The organism is Paenibacillus wuxiensis, assembly GCF_040195695.1.
Lineage (GTDB): Bacteria > Bacillota > Bacilli > Paenibacillales > Paenibacillaceae > Paenibacillus_B > Paenibacillus_B suaedae.
The window spans coordinates 178,981-199,725 of the sequence record NZ_JBEFZI010000009.1 but is presented as its reverse complement, the minus strand read 5'-3'; the positions used below and the strand labels follow the sequence as shown (position 1 = coordinate 199,725).

Sequence of the window (20,745 nt, the reverse complement as noted above, 5' to 3'; positions counted from 1 at the left end):
TTCGCTGTTACGAAAGTTCAGCAACCGTAATCCCTGTACCGCCTTCACCGTAGTTGCCGAGACGGAACGTCTTCACATGTCTGTGTCTTCGCAAGAACTCCTGAATTCCCGTTCTCAGAATCCCAGTCCCTTTGCCGTGAATGATATATACTTGACCCAAGTTCGCGAGCAGAGCTTCATCAAGGAAGCGATCGACCTCAATAATTGCCTCTTCTAAATTCGCTCCACGCAAGTCAAGCTCGGAACGTACATTGTCCGCTCGTGTCCGCTTCACATTTGTGCCTGTCTTCACGGACTTACTGCTCTGCTTCGAAGCGGATGAAGTGACAAGCTCCAAATCATCCATTCGAACCTTCATCTTCATAATACCCAGCTGAACAACAGCTTCGTTGCCGGCCAGCTCAACCACGCTGCCCTTCTGATTCAAGCTGTATACCATAACGTCATCCCCAGCTTCAATCTTGCGTGCTTGCTTCTTCACAGTCTTCGACTTGGAGGCTAGTTTGCTAGCCGGAGCAGCTTCATCGAGCTTCTTGCGAGCCTCGGTCAACAAATGCTCCTTCACACTCACGCCTTCCTGAGCGAGCAGCTTCAGTTCTGTAATGATATCATCTGCTTCATAACGCGCCTTCCGAACAATTTCACGAGCTTCCTCAGAAGCACGCTCAATTCGCTTGTCCCGCTCCGCCTGAAGCTTCGCTTCTTCTTCAACAATCGAAGCACGAAGGAGCTCTGTTTCCTTGCGAATCTTCTCTGCTTCCACACGCTCTGCTTCTGCACGAAGACGGTTCTCCTCGAGCGATGCGATCATCGTCTCGATACGCATGTCTTCTTCTGTTACTTCACCACGAGCGTGCTCAATGATGGAAGTCGGAAGGCCAAGACGTTCTGCAATCGCAAATGCGTTGCTTCGGCCAGGAACACCAACAAGAAGTCTATACGTTGGGCGCAATGTCTGCACGTCAAATTCCATGCTTGCATTAATGACGCCCTTGCGTTCATATGCATATGCCTTCAGTTCACTATAGTGCGTCGTCGCAACGAGTCTGCAGCCAAGACGATGAATATGCTCCAGAATCGCGATCGCGAGTGCAGATCCTTCTGCAGGATCCGTTCCTGCCCCAAGCTCATCTAACAGCACGAGGCTCTTCGGAGTCATTTCTCCCAATATGCGAATAATGTTCGTCAGATGGCTGGAGAACGTACTCAAACTTTGTTCAATGCTCTGCTCATCGCCGATATCAGCATAAATGGCATCGTATACACATAGTTGGCTGCCATCCTGAGCCGGTATGAACAAACCAGACATGGACATGAGACTTAGCAGTCCCATCGTTTTCAAGGATACCGTCTTACCGCCTGTGTTCGGACCGGTAACGATAATAGTCGTATAATCATTGCCAAGCTCCACATCGATCGGCACCACTTGTTCCCGATCAATAAGCGGATGGCGGCCCTTAATGAGCTTCATATACCCGCGATCATTCATGCGCGGCAGCGTTGCCTTCATCTCATGCGCTAGACGAGCCTTCGCGAAGATGAAGTCCAACTGTTCCATGCAATCCGTATCGCTTAATAGCAGATCAACTTGCAAGCCAACGTGCTCGGTCAAGCGGGACAAAATACGCTCAATCTCACGCTCTTCCTTGAGCTTAATTTCCCGCAGCTTATTATTAAGTGTCACAATCGCCTCAGGCTCAATGAAGAGCGTTGCCCCTGAACTGGATTGATCATGAACAATCCCGCCGTAATGACCGCGGTACTCTGCCTTCACCGGGATTACGTATCGATCATTGCGAATTGTGATCAGCTGCTCCTGCAGCATCTTGGACGCGCTGGATGAACGAATCATGGACTCCAGCTTCTCACGGATGCGTGTCTCCCCGATGCGCAGTTCACGACGTGCCGTTGCCAGTTCAGCACTTGCCTGATCCAGCACCTCACCCTGCTCATCGATGCAGCGTCTAATCTCTTCTTCCAATTCTTTCTGCCAGCTCAGCGAATCCGCCAGCGCCATCAGAAGCGGTACAGGATTATCTTCATGCACACTTTCAATATGGCGTCTCACGCGACGACCTGCGAAGATAAGCGCTGAAATATCCCACAATTCATTGGCACTCAGCATTGCATTAATACGTGCGCGCTTCACGGCAGGACGTATATCGGTAACACCGGAGAATGGAGCCCCACCCTTCAACCGATCTATCGTCATCGCCTCATCCGTCGCCTGCAGGCGTCGTTTCACTTCCTCTAGATCCGTGCTTGGCAGCAGAGACAAGGAAGCATGTTCCCCTAACGGGGTAGCCGCATGTCGCGCGAGCGATTGCAGTATTTTATGGTAATCCATTGTTTTTAAAATTTTCGAGTCCAAAACAAGTCACGACTCCTCTCGCTGTTCATTATAGCGGTATACCGAAATAATGGCTATCCAATGTCTGAACATGCCACTCATGAATATCGCGGATAAGGTTACAATAATTGTTGCACAAACCTATACCCTTCAAACGAGTAAGGAGGAAAAGTCCATGAGTTTTCTCGGTCATGTGGTTCGATTCATTGTGGCAGCCATCGTATTGATGGTTACGGGCTGGATTGTGCCGATGTTCACCGTAGGCGGTTTCTGGAGTGCCTTAATCCTCGCCTTAGTCATAGCCTTATTCGGCTGGATTGTCGAAGGCATATTTGGAAAACGAGTTACGCCGTTCGGACGCGGGATCGTCGGCTTCATCGCCAGTGCGGTTGTCATCTACATCGCCCAGTTCTTTGTTGGCGGTGTATCCGTCACTGTACTCGGCGCTATTCTTGCAGCGCTTGTCATTGGATTGATCGACTTGTTCATTCCAGTCGCAACGCCGTTCGAAGCTGGCCACGAGTCCAGATAACGGCGTGATCATCATCCAGGGCTGCTGTGCTCATTCCCATGAGTGAGCCCCTTGTATAGCTTCCTTCTCTTCGCTCCATATAAGCAATGGAAAAAGGATAAAATTTCCGTTACACTATATGGACGAGGAGAGGAGGAAATACGAATGTTGACTCGGGGTAGCCTAAGGTCGCTCATCTCATGCCTATTGCTCGCAGCGGTCATAGTATCCGGATGCGGGGGACAATCTGGACAAAAGCAAGATGACGATGTAAAAACAGACAAAGAGCTTATCATCAAGGCCACGAATTTCAAATTCGATCAGTCTGAATACCGTGTCAAATCCGGTGAACCCATACGCATCGTATTAGATGCCGTCGGCAATCACGGAGTTGCTATTAAGGCATTGAATTTGTCCCTTGATCCAACTCATCCGAAGCAAGTTATCACTCCAGAACAACCCGGTACATATGACATGTCATGCACAATTCTGTGCGGTCCGGGACACAATGAAATGACAGCCAAATTTATTGTCGAAAAATGAGCGGCCGCCGTTGATCCCTGCCTATTGCTTGGGAGGACGGCGGTCTGTTCATTCATGTATATGACGATTCATGCATGCCACGCATTTACCAGTGATTCCATTACAGCCACTGAGCCCATTTTACAGCTTCAACCATAACATCTGGCATCCACTTCCCTGTTCTATTTACCCATATCGAAGCATCAACCCAGTCGCGAAATACACCAGCCGGCCATGCCCGCAGCAGTACGTAAATCATACACCACAAAAAGACAAATTGCACCAATCCGAGAACTGCCCCTATTACCCGATCTACGGTTCGTACCGGCGGTACATCCGTGAATTTCTTCAAGGCGAACCGGATTAGCCAGAGGCCTGCCAGTACAAAAGTGAACAGAAGCAAAAAGGCCACCACAGCGTGTACGGTATCCATAAATGTTCCCGCTAAGGGCGTACCGCCGCTGGCTCTCGCCCCTGATCCGTTGCTAACTGTTGTTGTAAATACTCTCTTCCTTACCCATGGTACAAAATCTGCATAAAACCGAGCCGCGACGATAAAGGCGACAATATAGCCAAAGAGGGAGAGCGCGATAGACTTGAATCCCCGCACTGCTCCCAGAACAATACATGCGATTGCTGCTCCCACTATGGCATAATCCAAGCCGTTCCATGACGCGAATACCGCCGCGATTTCCATCCATACGTTATTAATAAACTTCCCTATATCTTGCATCATTTATTTGCTATTCCTTTGTTCGCTCCTCATGTATATCTACTCGATCATTTCCAGCCATTCGTTGAATTCGCTTTGGAGCTTCGCATACTCATCCTTAAGCTTCGTGAGCTCATCAGTAAGCTTGGTATATTCATCAGTAAGCTTCGAATAAGCCCCTTGTGTCTCATCCGCTTGTCTGCGTTCTTTCTCCCGCTCCAGTTGGGATAAGCGGAATTGATGGGAGAGAACCTCGAATTGCTCCTGAATAACCTCCATCTCAGCATGAGACCGAACCTGCTCTTCTGTATGCTTCTTCGCTTCCTCAACTTCAGCCTTCAATCGCTCGAGCTGTTGCTGCAGTTGGTCACGCTCTTCACTCCACGTAGCCGCTGTCTCTGTCCACTGCTGCTCTTGCTGTGCCCATTCTTGCTCACGCTGCTTCAAGAGAGACTTGGCTTCTTCATATTGTTCAAGCTCCGTGATGTATAGCTGCTGTTCTTCCTCCAACTGGTCATAACGGGACTGAACTTCCTCCGCCTGCTGTCTCGCCTCTGCAATAGTGGCAGCAGCTTCATGCTGCGCCTGCTGGATGCTTGTGAAAGCTGCTTGCAGCTCTTCCTTCTCAGATTCAAGCTGACGGCATTTATCTTCATATTCCGCGAGCTGATCGTACAAGGCATCCTGCTCTTGTTCACCCTGTTCTTTCCAAGCATGGCGTTCTGCTTCCCATTGTTCTTGCAGTGCGTTTCGTGCTTGTTCGGCTTCACGCATCCAAGCCGCTCGTTCTTGGTCAAGTCGCTCATTCAGCTGACGCTCGAATTGAGCACGAAGCGCTTCGAGCTCTTCTTCCTTGCTCTGTTCGATCGCTTCAAGCTGCTGCTGCAGCTCAGCAGCCTCAGCCTGCACATGATCTCGCACGCGTATGAGCCGCTCCATCTCCACCTGACGCGCTCGATCAAGCTCCTCTGCGCGTCCCAGATGTCCTTCGAGCTGATGGATGCGCGCATCCTTCTTCTGCACGTTCTGCTCAGCTTCTGCACGCAGAGACTGCTCAAGATCCGTCAGTTCCTTGGCATGTACAGCCGATGCTTCCTCCTGCAGTGCAGTCCAAGCATCCACATCCCCCTCATATTGGGTGCGCAATTCCTGCAATTTCCGTTCATGCTGGACTTGCTGCTCTTCATGCCGCTTCTCATACTGAGCGCGTTCTTCTTGCAGTTGCTTCTCGCGCTGAACACGTTCTTCTCGCAGCTGCTCTTCATACTGGGCAAGCTCATCTTGCAGCTGCTCTACATGTTGAGCACGTTCTGCCTCCAACTGCTGCCCATGCTCAGCACGTTCTGCTTCTAACTGCTCCTCATACTGTGCACGTTCTACTTCCAATTGCTCTTCATACTGAGCACGTTCAGCTTCCAGCCGCTCTTCATGCTTAGTACGTTCTGTTTTCAACTGCTCTTCACGCTGAGCACGCTCCGCTTGCAACTGTTCTTCATACAGAGCGCGTTCTGCCTGCAACTTCTCCTCATGCAGAGATCCCTGCTCTAGCTGCTGCTGCTCGGATTGTGCACGCAGCTCATCCAGCTGCCGCTCATACCGAGCAATCAATTCCTGCTGCTGTTGCTCATGCTGAGTAAGCAGTTCTAGCAGCTGCTCCTCATACAGCTCCGTCGCTTGCTTCAGTGCAAGTTCACGCTCTTGCTCAGATTGCTGGAGTTGCTCTTGGTAGACAGCCTCAACCTGTTGAACAGCCTTGCTCCGTTCAGATTCAGCTTGGGCTAACTCCTGCTTCCATTTATCCTCAAGTGCAGCCATCGAAGATTGCTTATCTGCTTCTGCTTGCTCCAACTGCTCCAGATGCTCGATGATCAGTTGATCCAGCTCTTGATCATGTCGAGACTTGGCATCTGCCAGCTCTGTACGCAATTGGGCAATATCGCTCTCATATTTGGTCTTAGCTTCGTCCAATGCCTTCTGGTTCTGCGCTTGCGCTTCACCTAGCGCAAACTCTTGATTCGCAACCAGTTGAGCGAGTTCTTCTTCATACTTCGTCTTCGCTTCATTTAAGGCCTCTTGATGAAGCACCTGCATGTTGTCCATCGCTTGTTTCTGATCAGCTAGCAGTTGAGCTATGTCGCTCTCACACTTCGCTTTCACATCATTCAATGCCTTCTGATGCAGTGCCTGTGCTTCATTCAGCGCCTGCTTCTGCTCCGCTTGCGACTTCGCCAAATTCGAGCGTTGCTCCGCCTTAACTTGCTCGATCTCCTTCGCATGCTGGTCGGACAGCTCTTTGACTTTGGCAGCATGACGTTCTTCAGCCTGCTTGCGCTGATTGTCCTGGGCAGACTTCATCTGCTCGGCAGCCTGCTCATGCTTCTGCTGCAGCTGCTTGGTATTCGCCTCATGCTGCTGCTTGAGCAGCGTCAACTGCTTGTCTCGATCTTGAACGAGCTCTGCTTCTCTCTTCGACAAGCGCGCTTCCCATTCTATAGCCTGAGCTGTCAATTGCCCTTCCCATGCAGCCGTCTGTTCAGCAAGTTGTTCTTCCCATTCTGCAGATAACTGCTCTGCCTTCTGTTTCTCAGCGTCGAGCTGCTCTCGCCACTGCTGTTCCTTGGCGTCCAGCTTCTCTGTCCATTCCAGCTCCTGGAGAGCCCGCTCTTCTTCCCAGCTCTGTTCCTTGTTCGCGAGCTTGCTGGACCAGCTCTGCTCTGCTTCATCGAACTGCTTCTGCCAGCCTTGCTCTGTATCACTTAGCTTGCTCTGCCACAATTGTTCGTTCTCCGAATACTTCGTCTGCCACCCTTGCTCGGATTCCGTCAACTGCTCCTTCAAGCTTTGCTCGGATTCCGTTAGACGCTTTTGCCAGCTCTGCTCGGATTCTTGTAGCTGCGCCTCCCAGGTTTGATTCTGCTCATTCAGCTTCGTGCTCCACAGACGCTCTGTTTCCTCCAGCTTCTGCTTAAGGGTGCGGGCATGAAGCTGCTCTGCCTTCTGCTTTTCTTCCAAAACTGCCTTCAATCGTTCTTCTACTTGCTGCAGCTTCTTCTTCTGTTCATTCTCACGAGCTGTCAACGATTGAATCCGTCGCTCTGTCTCCTTCACCTGCTCAGTCAGCTTATGCACACGCTCTTCCGATGCCTTATGCTTATCGGCCAATTGCTGATTCGCTTCCTTCAACTTAGCCGTCTCAGCACGAAGATCAGCCGCCTGCTTCTCGGCCTTCGACTTCTCGTTGCTGAGTTCCTTCTGAAGCTGCTCCAGCTTCTGTGCAGACTCATTGCGCAGCTTCTCTAGTGACTGCTCCGACTCCGTCTGTACCTGAGTAAGCTGTCTCGACAAGCTATGATTCGTCGCTTCTATTTCCTTCAACGATGAGCTTAATTGCAACTGCTCATCCTTCACCTTCTGCACTTGCTCAGCAATATGTACAGCCGACAACACCGCAATTCGCGTTGTATCCAGCCGCGAGTTCGCAGTTGCAATACTCCGCATATGCTCATCGACCATTGCAGCTACGTTGCGCATATAATCCTTACTTGTTGATCCTACCAATTTATATTGTGTTCCGTATATTTCAACCGCTACACGATGCTTGTTATCCGGACTAGTCATTCTTTGGTCCTCCTTACTTAACGTGCCGCATGCTTGGGCTTGCAGCCTACATGTAGCAACAAATTAATCCATGTTTGCATGTCATACGCAAACTCTATTAGTAATTCGATATATTAGTGCCCTTCTCCTCCTACGCATTGAGGAAAGTCAAGTTTCATTTCATAGAATATTTAGGGGGAAAAGATCTGATATGCCCTGCTATTACAGGGTTTCCCTATTATAGGGGTAGTAGTAAAGCAATTGCAAATATAGGTCTTGCCAGAACTCTATCTATCGCATTTATTTCCATATAAAAGGATGTTCACTTCGTTCCAACCCATAAAAAAAGTTGGGAGCGGAAATATCCGTCCCAACTTCAATGAACTTCTATTATAGAAGCAGTCTCCGTAATAAGAGTGTCTGCTCTGAAGCAACCTTACTTCCGCAGCTCTGCGTTGAAGCTCGTTTCGATTGCTGCCACAACCTTGCCATGCAGCTCTGTAATTTCCTCATCCGTAAATGTATGCTCTGGATGACGGTATACGAGCGAGATCGCGACGCTCTTCTTATCTGCCGCAACATGATCTCCTGTGTATACGTCGAATACATTTACCGATTCAAGAAGTTCGCCTGCCGTTTCTTTAGCAAGAGCAACCACTTGTCCTACTTCTGTACCGCGATCCAATACAACCGCAATATCGCGGTCTACAGCTGGGTAGCGCGGAAGGCTGCGATACTCAATATCGAAGTCTGCTGCATCGATCAATGGCTGTACCAAGAACTCAGCAACATACGTGTCAGCTACATCCTTCGCATGCTGTACCTCAGGGTGCAATTGACCGATGAAGCCGATGTACTGCTCTCCGTTCTCGCCTGTCAAATAAAGCGAAGCGGAACGTCCCGGGTGCAAGCCTTGCGGACGATCTGCTGCATAGCGTACACGTCCATCCAAGCCGAAGTGTGCTACGAGGCTGTCGAGCACCCCTTTCAAATCATAGAAATCAACCGGTTCTGCCTTCACATTCCATTGTGCAGCACTTCGCTTGCCAGTCATCAATAAGGAAGCAACAAGAACCTCTTCAGGTTGTGCTGAAAGCTGCTCTTCCTTCGTCAGATGGAGTGTACCCAGTTCGAAGATGCTTACATCTTCATGCTTGCGGTTGCGATTGTACACCGCTACATCAATAAGACCAGGAACCAGGTTCGTACGGAGCACGCTGCGCTCTTCACTCATTGGCATAGCCAGACGTACAGGTACTGCACCTTCCATGAAGGAAGGGAATACCGAAGTGTCGGCCGGATTCGTAAAGGAATATGTCACAACCTCATTCACACCGTTGTCAGTCAGGACGCGGCGAATCGCACGGCGAATGCGCTGCCCCTTCGTCAAATGGCCTGGTGTTGTTGCTCCTTCAATAGCAGTTACCGGGATGTTGTCATATCCAAAAATACGTGCAACTTCCTCGATCAAGTCTACATCGCGCGTAATGTCGCCACGACGAGTAGGCACAGTGATGTCGAAGATTCCTTCGGATTTCTCAACAAGCTCGAAGCCAAGACGGCTCATAATCTTGCGAACCTCTTCAGCTGTCAACGACGTACCGAGCAGACGGTTCGTTCTATTTAAAGTCAGTTCGATAACTTTGCGCTCCGCTGATGCAGTTTGTTGTTCCACGATACCTGCATATACTTCGCCGTCCGCAAGCGTGCGAATCAATTCAGCCGCACGGTTCAATGCTGGGATGACCGATTCTGGGTTCACTTCCTTCTCGAAGCGAAGTGATGCTTCCGAACGCAGTCCCAATTGACGGGAAGTCTTGCGTACGACGCTGCCTGCAAAGTGCGCGGATTCAAGAAGAATGTTCACCGTATCCGAAGATACTTCTGAATTCTCTCCGCCCATAACCCCTGCAAGCGCAACTGGCTTCACGCCGTCTGTAATGAGCAGCATATGCGGCTCCAGCTTGCGTTCTTGGCCGTCAAGCGTAACCAGTTCTTCGCCTTCATTCGCAAAGCGAACGTCGATCGTTCCGCCACCATTCAGCTTATCCGCGTCAAACGCGTGCAGCGGCTGACCGTATTCCAACATGACGAAGTTCGTTACGTCCACGATGTTGTTAATTGGGCGAACGCCTGCTGCAAGCAAGCGATTTTGCAGCCACAATGGAGATGGCTTAATCTTTACACCCGCGATATAACGCGCTGCATAGTGCGTGCAGCCTTCTGCCGCGCTAATGCTGATCTTCACTTTGCCTGATGCAGCTTCCGTACTTTCTTTCACTTCCTGCTCAGGCAAGTGGGCAGGACGCTCCAGCAATGCACTCACTTCATGCGCAACGCCTAACATGCTCAGACAGTCAGAGCGGTTCGGTGTAAGATCCAGCTCCAGTACATGATCGTTCAGGCCGAGCACGTCTGCAATCGGAGTTCCGAGTTCTGTCTCTGCTGGCAGTACAAGAATGCCTTCCTGCATTTCCTTCGGAAGCAGCTTGTCATTCATGCCAAGTTCCTTCGCTGAGCAGATCATGCCTTGCGATTCTACGCCGCGCAGCTTCGCACGCTTAATCTTCATGCCGCCTGGCATAAATGCTCCGATTGTTGCGACAGGAACCTTTTGTCCTGCATCCACGTTTTTCGCGCCGCATACGATTTGAAGCTTCTCTTCTGCGCCTACGTCTACTTGGCAGACATTCAGCTTATCCGCATCCGGATGCTTCTCCTTCGATACGACATAGCCCACGACGATGTGGTCAAGTCCTTGATTGCGGTTCTCCACCGAGTCGATCTCGATACCGGCACGCGTCATGCGTTCCGCGATTTCTTCAGCGGATACGCCGGTCAAGTCGATATATTGCGATAGCCATTGGTAGGATACGTTCATTTCTCGCTCTCTTCCTTTCTTCTTTTAGAGGTAACCTTCCGTTCATTACATCCGTGCGAACTGCTGCACGAATTTCATATCGTTCGTATAGAAATGGCGAATGTCGTCCACGCCATATTTCAACATCGCAATACGCTCTACACCCATACCGAATGCGAATCCAGAGTACTCCTTCGGATCATAGCCACCCATTTCAAGCACGCGCGGATGAACCATACCTGCACCAAGAATCTCAATCCAGCCTGTTTGCTTACAGATACGGCAGCCGCTGCCGCCGCACTTCATGCAAGTTAAGTCAACCTCAACGCTTGGCTCTGTGAATGGGAAGAAGCTTGGACGCAAGCGAATTTGTGTTTTCGAACCGAACATTTCTTGTGCGAATTGAAGCAGCGTTCCCTTCAAGTCACTCATGCGGATGTTCTTGTCGATAACAAGTCCTTCAATCTGATGGAACATGAAGGAATGGGTTGCGTCATCATCATCACGGCGATATACGCGACCTGGGCAGATTACCTTAACAGGGCCCTTCCCTTTCATCGCTTCCATGGTACGTACTTGTACTGGCGATGTTTGCGTACGCATCAGAATATCTTCTGTAATGTAGAACGAATCCTGCATATCGCGCGCAGGGTGATCCTTCGGCAGGTTCAGTGCTTCGAAGTTATAGTAGTCCTGCTCTACTTCTGGACCTTCCGCTACCGTATATCCCATGCCAATGAAAATATCTTCGATTTGTTCAATCACCTTGTTCAGCGGGTGAACCGCACCTACCGTCATTGGACGGCCTGGAAGTGTTACGTCAATTGTCTCTTCCTGAAGACGACGCTCCGTCTCTTCACGGAGAAATGCCGCCTGCTTCTCCTCGATGAATGTCTCAATGGCTCCGCGTACTTCATTCGCCACTTGACCAATGAGCGGACGCTCCTCTGCCGACAAGCCGCCCATGCCGCGCAGCACCTCTGTCAGCTCACCTTTTTTACCGAGGAATTTAACACGCAGATCATTTAGATGACCTGCATCCTTTACTTGCTGCAGCTTCTCCAGCGCTTCGGCGCGCAGTGCCTGTAAACGCTCCTTCATTGTGTAAGCCCCCTTCATTTCCACTCGAAATAAAAAAAGGCCCTCTCGTCACAAGGGACGAGAAGACCGTGGTACCACCCTAATTAGATCCGATTGGAACGCTCTCCTGCTAAGAGGCTGCGAACCAAACCGTATCTCACTTGTTACAGCGATAACGTGCCGCAAATCCGGGAACCTCTACTGCAGCACCTTCACTGTGCGTGAAGTGCTTGTTCAAGGTACCTGCTCCGGAGTGAATTTCGACAGCCCCTTCTTCAGCAGCGCTCTCAATCTACGGCGCCGCCTCCCTGGCAAGTGGTACTGTGTACTTGTCTCCATCTAAGCATGTGTTGACCATAATTATGAACAATCAATTAGTTATTTATTATATGTAATTTCGCAGGTTCATGCAAGGTGGATCAGGGTACAAAATACAGGATGGGTGAACATCGTTTGATTATTTAGAGAGATCCTGTGATATAATAACAGCTACTCATGCTCGGATTCAGTTCCGGGCATGATTTTATTAGGGGTTGAATTTCCTCTATTTATGCAAAGGGTTGGGTGAGGGGCTACGATGGAAAGCAGGTATTCAATTGGTCCGCCAAAAGAAACATATACAATCGAAGACAGAAGCACCGTCCTTAGATGACACTTCTGCAACTGCACGAATTCAGTGGCGGCAGGAACTGCTGGCCGGAGTCGTGTCCTTCTTCGCTATCGTCTATATTGTAATTGTCAATTCTTCAATACTCGCAGATGCAGGCATACCGCAAGAAGCTGGCATTATCGCAACTGTACTTGCTTCGTCTGTTGGCTGCTTGTTAATGGGAATATGGGGCAAGTCCCCCATTATTCTTGTGCCCGGCATGGGCATCAATGCGATGTTTACCTACACGCTCGTTCACGGCATGGGCATGACATGGCAGCAAGCGCTGGGCGTCGTTGTATTATCCGGCGTTTGCTTTACAGTAATAAGCTTCACGTCACTCGCGGGGCAGCTGCGGGCAGCAATTCCAGAATCCTTGCAGGAAGCCATTTCTGTAGGGATCGGGCTTATGCTCGTCTTGATCGGTCTGCAGAAGGGCGGCGTAATCGTTCCCGATCAATCCACGATGATTGCACTGCAGTCATTTGCTGATCCGGGAGTACTTGTTACGCTCGCTACATTGGCGCTTACTTGCATTTTGTTCATGCGCAACGTTCCCGGCAACTTGCTTATCGCCATTATTGCAGGAACAGCACTCGCTTATCTAGTAGGCGCAGTGCCTAACGCTGGCGCAGCAACAGGCGGGACTTTTTCATGGGCTGCATATGGCGATGTATTCGGTCAGTTCACATTTCAAGGTGTGTCGGCTGTTACGCTTGCAGTAGCAACGTTCTCACTGACGCTCGTCATTGTGTTCGAAAATGTAGGACTTGTAAATGCACACCTGCAAATGAGCGGAAATCCGGAACGATTCAATCGTTCCTTGCAGGCCAATGCGATTTCCATAATTACATGCGGATTGTTCGGCACAAGCCCGAATGTCGCAACAGTTGAAACGGCAGCTGGTATTTCTGCGGGTGGTCGCACGGGACTCACGTCAATTGTTACGGGGATCCTATTTGCATGCACATTGGTTGCATTACCGGTACTGACATTGGTTCCTGATCAGGCCGTAGCTCCGATATTGATCTTTATCGGCGGCTTGATGATGCCAAGCGTGAAGAAGATCGAATTCGATGCGATGCACAAGGGACTTCCCGCGTTCTTCATTATCGCGTTCATCCCGCTCATGCACAGCATCGTCGACGGGATTGCACTCGGGTTTATTAGCTATTCGCTGTTCCACCTCGCCGTTGGCAAGGGACGCGAAGTGAAGCCCTTGTTCTATGGGATCTCACTGTTGTTCGTTCTGCACTTTGTGCTGCAGACGTTGTAGAGTTAATAAGGTAACTAAGGAGAATTAAGTAGGAAGCCTGAGTTCAAGGATTACTCGACGTCCTGCAACCTTTGAAGTTAGTCGGAGCAGAATAATAACTCTGTAAATAGTTATCCAGTTATCCTTTACGATGAAATAGGAATTACAAGAGGAGTATGAAAGGGTCGACAAAATGTCGGCCCTTTTCATTTGAGTGCGAGGAATAGTTGCGTAGTGGATATTACGTGGAATAAGTCTCACCCGTAATTTCCTTGAACTGTTCAGGCGTAATTTTGCCGAACTCACAAAACTTGCCCACGTATAACGGGTCATTTAAATCTTTCTTATATATCCCCATATCATAGTAACGTTTCACCGTAGTATACCAATCCATCTTAGATCACTCCTTTTTCAGCTAATTGTAATAGTAGTGTTGCATGATCCTGCGTAAGCGCTGCGTTATGAGATTGCAGCTCATTCGTAGCTTCTGTGTGCTTTTCACTCTTCGCTTCCAATTCGGCTACATGAAGCAGCAGCTTCGCATTTTCCATGCGCAGCTGATCCAGCTCAGTAGGAACTGGCTTCGGTTGCAAGGCTTCGATTTCTTCCTCCGTCAGGCCGTTGCTCCAATAGGATGAAGAGTCTACTGGTGTAGGACGCTGCGGAGCAGGCTTTCCGCTTGCCGGATCATGCTTCGCAAGAGCGCCGAGATATTCGACGTATGCGAGATCGTAGTCTGCTTTCGCTTTACGATAGCCGGGTACGTCGAAGGTCGGTTCGTAGAGTCCGTCTGGCAACGGAATGGCTACTGTGTACCCGACTAGTTTCGTTTTAGGCTCATTTGGTAGATTGTCGTCATTCTGCTGCGAAGCTATTAATTCTGCATCATTGGCGCCAGTCTGAACCGGCTCTATTCTATCAAAAACGCCCGTCACGGAGTCCGCAACGAGCGTTGGTTCAATGTATTGACCATTAAGGTCGGTTATGATTGCTTCTTTCACTCTATGGCCTCCTTATTCTTTAGCTAAAAATGGTGGTAAGTGTAAACTTAACCAATCCCCGTTTTCTTCTATTAAACGCATAGTTGTATGTGAGATTATTGATCCATCCTTTGATATTTTAATTCTTGTTGTAGCCTCTCCATCTGGCCCAGGAGCAATAGAGGTAGAATACATAGGAACGGAGAATGTAATTGAATGTTTCGGTCGAAACTCTTTTGGTAACTTTGTAATAATCTCACGTGGAATACCATTGCAAAGCAGTCCGTGAATCCATACGTAACCTGAGGAATCTTTTCTTATGAATAAGCCCTGCAAGTAGTCAGAATATTTAGTTGTCCCTTTGTATCCATTTAGAGTGGATAATTGTATTAAACTATTTACGTCTTTGTCTGCCTTCTGACTTTCCACTAAACTCAATCTCCGCTCAATATTTCCAGCACAGTTCACTAATTCAGAGACTGTACTGCGGAGATTCAGCGAAATCTCCCCCTTAATAGGGACAGGAATAACGGGATCGAATAACTTGTATGTGGCATGATATATCGATCGTGGATCATATTCTGACATTCCAATGCTTGCTTCCACACTACCGTAACCTGTAGGAGATTTACGATAAAACACCCAATTATCGTCTTTCTGATTATTACAAAATATCTGTACAATTTCAGATGCTTTATGTTTGAACCAAGAGTCCGGTAAACTTAGAGCATTTATCCACATATAAGTAGATTGCACTGGCTTAGCTTTTTCCCGAAGGACAATTCCGCTGCCTACCTCTACAATATTCGACTTACTATGCAGTACAGCTCCCGTTTCGTATTTCTTTATAGCTTTTATAGAAGGAGCAACCTTTAGATATTGCAGTTTGTACCCCTTATAGCCGTGTGGATTAATAGAGGTTGGTGTTGTTCCAATACCACTACCTTTAACAATAGCAATACCATTTTCAAAACGAAAGAGAGGGCCTTCCCCGGCATAAAATGCACTCCATCCCTTAGTTCCAATCCCGCTATAGGGCTCTAGAGTACTATTCCATGACTCCTGTGTCGTCATGCGCCACCCCATAAAATATGCTTTTATTTCGTTTTCATCAGGTACATATTCCTTCCCCCAACCGCTGTCTAGGTTTGATATAGAAAGATACAAACTGTTCTCGGCTTCATTTCCAATGTAAACCTGGTCTTCCCTATCCAGAACCGCATTATATTTCGCCAATAAATTTCCATTATATTTCATAACAACTATAGACTCTGGAATAGCATTATTGTTGAACAATCCTTCAATTCTTATTTGTTTATATTCCTCACTGGTAGCATGAATTTCCCATTTCAGTGACTCGTCCAGAACGATCTTTCCCCATCTTTCCAACACATAAGGCAAACCGTCTTCACCTAAAAATATACTATCCGGAAAACTACCATCTACTGGATTTGCCGCTAAAACACATTCCGCTGCCCACATACTTCTTTTATGATGTAAAAATGAACCGGGGTTATCCCCAATAACCACCATAGGATTTTTAAAACTATAGGTTCCAATCTTCTCTGGTGCAGATGTCCATACTCTTGTAACAACTGCATTTGGAGGAGCTTTAGAAGTAATAACATCTCCATTAACAAAATCACTTGTTTTAATTACCTCTCCAGATGAATTCAGAAAGTCTATACCTATTTCACCTTCAGCCTCACGCTCAATTAAATAAGTATAAGTTGCTTCTGGAATGGTTGGAATAATGACGTTACTGTTGATTCTTTTACCTTTTGGATTAGATATTTTTTGAATATAAGGTGCAATTAGTTCTCCAGCTGCCCACCCGGAAGTCTTCCATTTATAAAAAGGAGGGCATAGATTCCCAGCGGTTATTGTAGCATATGGATTAGTAACATTGGTCATTGCATCAATATAGGGATACAAAGCAGTAACCTGATTTGTAGGCAAACTACCTATAGAGTTGTATTCTGATTCTGAGATTTCGTAGGCCCGGATATTCTTCACACGCGCCTCTGCACCAATCTCACCAATGTTAACAACACCAATATAAACTGGATACTTGGTGAAGGCATTTTTGGGAATACGAGTATAAACTGTGGTATAACGTGGACTAGTTGTTTCTCCAGCGTATTCAATACCATTTTCCTCAACAACTCTGATTCTAGCTTTTCCTGTTGTTTTTATCTCAGCAGCAATAAAATAATATGAATCCTTATTTAGGTTTAATTGATACCATATGTCACAATAATTTGAATTGGTTACAATAGTTTTTAACTCATTTTTTTCCACAATGAGTTCTCCATTTGTCCTCCATCCAATATCAGAATCGCCTTTACCGGAGTATCCAAGCAAATTTATCAACGTCCGCCCCCGAATCTCCCCCATGCGGAAGGGAGTATCCTCGGGGACATCCACGATCTGCACGCCCGGCTTCAGCGTAATATCCTTATACTCCGCCACATGGGCGTCCTTTAGGCCTTGCTCGATGCGGTTTAGATCCTTTTCCGTGACGGTGTCGTCGTACTTCCAGTTTGTCTTCGCCTCGTATGGCATTAGGCCACCTCCTTCACTGTAATCGGCTGCTTGATGATCGTATCGGACGTGAGCGGGATGTAGACGTCATTAGCCGTCAGCACCGTGCCGTCTGCAGCCCGAAGCTCGATCAGCGATACGCTGTCCACAGATCCCAGCGGAATCATATATTCCAGATTGACGACGCTCTTCGATACTTGCTTCACCGTAAACTCTGTTATCTCATACTTTTTATTCAGCACGACCTTGGCAATTCGCGTATTGACATGGGTCGCCAGTTCTTTCAGCAGCGTTGATTCGATCATTTGATCTGCACCTCCGGCCCGCGCTCGGCAAATGGCGAACGCCCCAGCTTCCACGTCGTCGAAAGCCTTGTCGTCCGCTTCAAATCCGAGCGGTATATGTTCTCATTTACTCCTACATTGGATAGCAGTGCCGTCTCCTGTTGATAGACCAAGTTGGCAGGCTTCACAGCGTACACCGTGTGCCCGACCTCCTTGAATACAGCGGCATCCGTAATGTTGGCAACGATGCGCAGCAGGAAGGCGTCCGCATCTATAACAGCCCGAGCCTTGTCCTTGCCGAGCAAAAAATCCAGCTTCTCCTGCAAATACCGGATCGTAAACGGCGGCTTCGTCGTGTAGCGGTTGATAATCCGTCTGCGCCGGAAATCGATCGATTCCGCATCGCGATCTGGGAGAATATTCAGCATCCGCTCCCGCCTTGCAATCGCATCCTCGCTTGCTGTCATGACGAACTGATCGTCGAACAGCCTTTGCATGGCGGCCAACAGTTTCTCCTTCTCTCCATCCTGCGTTTCCATAAGCAGAACCATTTCCTTAAAGTCATGGTAAAAGTCAGGCAAACGCTTGAGTAACGGTTCAGCCATTTAAGGTCACCGCCCCCATGACCGGCAGCTCTTCCGTGTCCAGCTCCACATTGGCTCCCTTGCCGTTCAGCTTCGTATCCGCAATATCCGCAATACCCTTTACATTCAGGATACGAGCTTCCAGCTGACTTACACGCACGACGGTTCGGTCTTCCTCTTTCCAGCTCATACGCAGCGTCCGCAGGTAATCGGCGATCACTTTTTCAACATCCGCCTTCACCTGTGACACGGATATGCCCGCTTCAAGCGTAAGCGTCGTCGTTACATGAATGCTTACGGACACTGCGCCCTTAATGGTGACGGTATGGCCGATCGGCGCGAAGCCCATCCCCTTCCCTTGATTTACCTCTGGGTCAATGATCGTCTGCACATCCTTCACCAGTTCAGCAGATGGAGATTCGAAGCTGCTCGAAATGATGGTGCACTTTACCGTGCCCCCGCCTTTCCATACCGGGAATATTTTCACGCCGCCAACGCCGGAGAGAGAGGTTACCTTCTTCTTGTAGTCGGCTGCATTGCCCCCGAATGGCTGTTCATTCACGGCTTCAAAGAAACGACGGCGCAGCAATTCATCCGATTCCGCATCTGCGCCTGGTGCAATCACCTCCGCTAATTCAGCTCGGGCAAGACCATCCACGTAATCCACAGGCATCAAGGAGCCGTAGAATTCATTTCCTTTGGCGCCCTTGCCTTCACATTCAAGCACGAATACTCCTGCCGATAAACGTTCGATGACTACATAATGAAGCTCTATCGTTGAAAAGCGAGACCGCAATGGCACATCGAATGGCTTGCCTGCCGCATCATAAAACAATCCCTTGCGTTTGGCTGCTGTAGCCGACTTGCGCTTCACGCCATATTCAGCCGTGCGCCGCTCCAAATATTCGCCGCTTGATGTATCTGCATACGACAGCTCATTTTGAAAATGCAAGTCCGTATAAGCCTGTACCAATTCCAGAGCAATCGGGGCAAGCGCATCGTAAATGATACTGCCTTCCCGCTTGTCCACGTCATTCGGAACGCGTTCCAGCATCCGCTCCATAATGTCCTCCAATCGAGGCACGTTCCAAGCACCTTGTTCCCATTCAGCCATCCAACTTCACCTCCTTCGTCATTTCTAACTGCCCTAGAACCGTCTCTACCTTAAAATGAACTTGTAAAGCGTCTCCCGTTTGTTCAAAGGCAAACTCGCCTACGCGCAAAATTCGATCATCCTGAAGCAGTGCTTCGGATATCGTGCGCTCCAGCTCCGACTTTACAAAGCCCAAGCTGTAACCAATCTGCGCGCGAAGCTCAGAGCCATAATCTGGGCTATATATCAAATATTCAAATCGTTCGGTCAACAATATCTTAAGTACGGCTTGACGCATCGCTTCCAAGCCATCTGTCATTCCCAAAATGCGCCCTGCTTCCATATCCAGCCGATAGGTGCGCGTAGGCTGTTCCGTATACTCCAACATTACGGGTATATCTTCATTCTCCAACTCGAACCTTGACTTCGGGATCATGCCCCCACCACCCTATCAAGGGCAACATAGCTTTGTCCTCCCTGCATACGGACTAACAGCAGTTTGTCTCCTACGTACAATCCCTCGCGAATCGTAATCTCTTCCCCACCGACACGCACCTTGTGCTCGGTAAGCTGTTCCGTAATGACGAGAGCGGACTCCGGCAAGGTGAAGCGCTGTTCTACCTGCACCTCCAAGGGTGACACACTGAGCACCACACCATACAACAGTGCAACCGGACTAGATGCCTCTACCGCTCCGACACCCGCTTTTTTAATAATGTCCAGCATCATCCTCATTGCTAAATCTCCTTCAACGTTAATGACATCGTATGCCCTGAACCGCTCCACTCCTGGGAGCACTCTTCAATGAGCTTGTTTCGCAGATTCACATTCTGTTCAGGCGCAAAAATAGGGATGTTCATTCCGGCTCGAATGCGCACATCCCCTACAGCGTTCACTTTTAATGTTTTCTTCTCATGGTTATGGAGCTTCAGCAAGTTATCTCCAAGCTGTTGGATTTGAGCCTGATTCATCTTGTCATCTATCTTTTTGTACAGCTGCAGATGTCCCCATTTCGCCATATTGTTACTATCTTTTGATATAAAAGTTTCACGTACACCTTTTTCCGGATTGTCCCGATACATTTTGATATAGTTATACGTCCCATCATCTATGCTGGCCTTATAGGATATGCTCGTCATCTGACTCTCTTCGCCAATCCCGTAATCCGGCATCCAACTTTTCGCTTCCCGCAGCGTAAGTTTGCCGAAGTCGTCATACAGCACATAGATGATTTTGGTAGAGTTTAGGGTGAAATCAAGCGCACGGAACATCATATCCAAGAGCTTCTTGTTGTCCTCCATAAAAGTTGGGATCTTATACTTCGTATCTGCTAACTCTCCAAGCTTGATATCGAATTTTTTGGCAATATATCGAATGATTTCAGTAGCGGTCACGTTTTTAAGCATGCACCAGTCGTTCACCATCAAATAGCGCATCTGATCATAAGCAGTCAGCTTTACAGTATTGCTCTCATCCGTTTCTATGCTGAACACATAGCCGTAAAATACAGGCACCCCATCTTCTTGCACTCGGATAATATCACCATTATTGATGGTAAAGCTGCGATCCTGAAATATGGCTCCCTTACTAAAGGAAATCGATATGCTGGCAGGCTTGCCAACACGGGAGGTCGACCACGTCATGCTCGAGATAAGCTGTGACATGTCCCATGCATTGCCATTACGATTATCGACCACCACTTCCAACCTGTTCATTTCAAATAT

Annotated in this window: 17 protein-coding genes and 1 other annotated feature; of the genes, 3 read left to right on the top strand and 14 right to left on the bottom strand. The window is 48.5% G+C overall.

Translation table 11 applies throughout. The features are described from left to right. Positions 1 to 7 precede the first annotated feature (7 nt). Positions 8 to 2,371, bottom strand: a complete 2,364-nt coding sequence (locus ABN764_RS21550; protein WP_315743225.1) for an endonuclease MutS2 — start codon at positions 2,369 to 2,371, stop codon at positions 8 to 10. Positions 2,372 to 2,525: 154 nt separating this feature from the next. Here ABN764_RS21550 and ABN764_RS21545 point away from each other — a divergent pair, with 154 nt between their 5' ends. Next, positions 2,526 to 2,882 (top strand): phage holin family protein, encoded by a 357-nt coding sequence (locus tag ABN764_RS21545; RefSeq protein WP_021254566.1) that lies wholly within the window; start codon positions 2,526 to 2,528, stop codon positions 2,880 to 2,882. Positions 2,883 to 3,026: 144 nt separating this feature from the next. Beyond that, positions 3,027 to 3,404 (top strand): cupredoxin domain-containing protein, encoded by a 378-nt coding sequence (locus tag ABN764_RS21540; protein WP_021254565.1) that lies wholly within the window; start codon positions 3,027 to 3,029, stop codon positions 3,402 to 3,404. 100 nt (positions 3,405 to 3,504) lie between these two features. Here ABN764_RS21540 and ABN764_RS21535 read toward each other — a convergent pair whose 3' ends face one another. The 4 genes from ABN764_RS21535 to pheS all read right to left on the bottom strand — a co-directional run bounded on the left by ABN764_RS21535 (position 3,505) and on the right by pheS (position 11,653). Beyond that, entirely contained in the window at positions 3,505 to 4,119 is a 615-nt protein-coding gene (locus ABN764_RS21535; protein ID WP_446673069.1) for a CvpA family protein, read from the bottom strand. Between the two features lie 36 nt (positions 4,120 to 4,155). Beyond that, the gene (locus tag ABN764_RS21530; RefSeq protein WP_446673068.1) at positions 4,156 to 7,713 is read right to left on the bottom strand and encodes a hypothetical protein; all 3,558 of its coding nucleotides are present in this window, start codon (positions 7,711 to 7,713) and stop codon (positions 4,156 to 4,158) included. A 415-nt stretch (positions 7,714 to 8,128) separates the two neighbouring features. Further along, on the bottom strand, positions 8,129 to 10,573 hold the full coding sequence (gene pheT / locus ABN764_RS21525) for a phenylalanine--tRNA ligase subunit beta (RefSeq protein WP_446673067.1): 2,445 nt from the start codon (positions 10,571 to 10,573) through the stop codon (positions 8,129 to 8,131). Positions 10,574 to 10,618: 45 nt separating this feature from the next. Next, positions 10,619 to 11,653, bottom strand: coding sequence for a phenylalanine--tRNA ligase subunit alpha (gene pheS / locus ABN764_RS21520; protein WP_021254561.1), 1,035 nt, complete (start codon positions 11,651 to 11,653; stop codon positions 10,619 to 10,621). Between the two features lie 50 nt (positions 11,654 to 11,703). Beyond that, positions 11,704 to 11,983 (bottom strand) — a binding site (T-box leader). Positions 11,984 to 12,228: 245 nt separating this feature from the next. On the opposite strand from pheS, the gene ABN764_RS21515 reads away from it, so the two are divergent. Further along, entirely contained in the window at positions 12,229 to 13,557 is a 1,329-nt protein-coding gene (locus tag ABN764_RS21515) for an NCS2 family permease (protein ID WP_446673066.1), read from the top strand. A 220-nt stretch (positions 13,558 to 13,777) separates the two neighbouring features. Here ABN764_RS21515 and ABN764_RS21510 read toward each other — a convergent pair whose 3' ends face one another. Genes ABN764_RS21510 through ABN764_RS21470 form a run of 9 tightly spaced genes read right to left on the bottom strand, consistent with a single transcriptional unit; the run spans position 13,778 to position 20,736 of the window. Beyond that, on the bottom strand, positions 13,778 to 13,930 hold the full coding sequence (locus ABN764_RS21510) for an XkdX family protein (protein ID WP_174808349.1): 153 nt from the start codon (positions 13,928 to 13,930) through the stop codon (positions 13,778 to 13,780). A 1-nt stretch (position 13,931) separates the two neighbouring features. Then, positions 13,932 to 14,537: a hypothetical protein gene (locus ABN764_RS21505; RefSeq protein WP_446673065.1), complete on the bottom strand. Its 606-nt coding sequence runs from the start codon at positions 14,535 to 14,537 to the stop codon at positions 13,932 to 13,934. Positions 14,538 to 14,549: 12 nt separating this feature from the next. Then, entirely contained in the window at positions 14,550 to 17,081 is a 2,532-nt protein-coding gene (locus ABN764_RS21500) for a hypothetical protein (RefSeq protein ID WP_446673064.1), read from the bottom strand. After that, entirely contained in the window at positions 17,081 to 17,365 is a 285-nt protein-coding gene (locus ABN764_RS21495; protein WP_446673063.1) for a ketopantoate hydroxymethyltransferase, read from the bottom strand. Before ABN764_RS21495 ends, ABN764_RS21500 begins: the two co-directional genes overlap by 1 nt. Further along, positions 17,362 to 17,949, bottom strand: coding sequence for a putative phage tail protein (locus ABN764_RS21490; protein ID WP_446673062.1), 588 nt, complete (start codon positions 17,947 to 17,949; stop codon positions 17,362 to 17,364). The genes ABN764_RS21495 and ABN764_RS21490 overlap by 4 nt, the downstream gene beginning before the upstream one ends. Then, on the bottom strand, positions 17,942 to 19,042 hold the full coding sequence (locus tag ABN764_RS21485; RefSeq protein WP_174808354.1) for a baseplate J/gp47 family protein: 1,101 nt from the start codon (positions 19,040 to 19,042) through the stop codon (positions 17,942 to 17,944). Before ABN764_RS21485 ends, ABN764_RS21490 begins: the two co-directional genes overlap by 8 nt. Continuing rightward, on the bottom strand, positions 19,035 to 19,457 hold the full coding sequence (locus ABN764_RS21480; RefSeq protein ID WP_174808355.1) for a DUF2634 domain-containing protein: 423 nt from the start codon (positions 19,455 to 19,457) through the stop codon (positions 19,035 to 19,037). The genes ABN764_RS21485 and ABN764_RS21480 overlap by 8 nt, the downstream gene beginning before the upstream one ends. Continuing rightward, entirely contained in the window at positions 19,454 to 19,756 is a 303-nt protein-coding gene (locus tag ABN764_RS21475) for a DUF2577 domain-containing protein (protein WP_175460694.1), read from the bottom strand. Before ABN764_RS21475 ends, ABN764_RS21480 begins: the two co-directional genes overlap by 4 nt. Before the next feature lie 2 nt (positions 19,757 to 19,758). Further along, complete coding sequence (locus ABN764_RS21470; protein WP_446673061.1) at positions 19,759 to 20,736, bottom strand: XkdQ/YqbQ family protein; 978 nt, start codon at positions 20,734 to 20,736, stop codon at positions 19,759 to 19,761. Between the last annotated feature and the right edge of the window lie 9 nt (positions 20,737 to 20,745).

Excerpts from the sequence above, each read along its gene's own strand:
- ABN764_RS21545 (WP_021254566.1), top strand. The coding sequence starts at position 2,526 with ATGAGTTTTCTCGGTCATGTGGTTCGATTCATTGTGGCAGCCATCGTA.
- ABN764_RS21540 (WP_021254565.1), top strand. The coding sequence starts at position 3,027 with ATGTTGACTCGGGGTAGCCTAAGGTCGCTCATCTCATGCCTATTGCTC.
- ABN764_RS21535 (WP_446673069.1), bottom strand. The coding sequence starts at position 4,119 with ATGATGCAAGATATAGGGAAGTTTATTAATAACGTATGGATGGAAATC.
- ABN764_RS21530 (WP_446673068.1), bottom strand. The coding sequence starts at position 7,713 with ATGACTAGTCCGGATAACAAGCATCGTGTAGCGGTTGAAATATACGGA.
- pheT (WP_446673067.1), bottom strand. The coding sequence starts at position 10,573 with ATGAACGTATCCTACCAATGGCTATCGCAATATATCGACTTGACCGGC.
- pheS (WP_021254561.1), bottom strand. The coding sequence starts at position 11,653 with ATGAAGGAGCGTTTACAGGCACTGCGCGCCGAAGCGCTGGAGAAGCTG.
- ABN764_RS21510 (WP_174808349.1), bottom strand. The coding sequence starts at position 13,930 with ATGGATTGGTATACTACGGTGAAACGTTACTATGATATGGGGATATAT.
- ABN764_RS21500 (WP_446673064.1), bottom strand. The coding sequence starts at position 17,081 with ATGCCATACGAGGCGAAGACAAACTGGAAGTACGACGACACCGTCACG.
- ABN764_RS21495 (WP_446673063.1), bottom strand. The coding sequence starts at position 17,365 with ATGATCGAATCAACGCTGCTGAAAGAACTGGCGACCCATGTCAATACG.
- ABN764_RS21490 (WP_446673062.1), bottom strand. The coding sequence starts at position 17,949 with ATGGCTGAACCGTTACTCAAGCGTTTGCCTGACTTTTACCATGACTTT.
- ABN764_RS21485 (WP_174808354.1), bottom strand. The coding sequence starts at position 19,042 with ATGGCTGAATGGGAACAAGGTGCTTGGAACGTGCCTCGATTGGAGGAC.
- ABN764_RS21480 (WP_174808355.1), bottom strand. The coding sequence starts at position 19,457 with ATGATCCCGAAGTCAAGGTTCGAGTTGGAGAATGAAGATATACCCGTA.
- ABN764_RS21475 (WP_175460694.1), bottom strand. The coding sequence starts at position 19,756 with ATGAGGATGATGCTGGACATTATTAAAAAAGCGGGTGTCGGAGCGGTA.
- ABN764_RS21470 (WP_446673061.1), bottom strand. The coding sequence starts at position 20,736 with ATGAACAGGTTGGAAGTGGTGGTCGATAATCGTAATGGCAATGCATGG.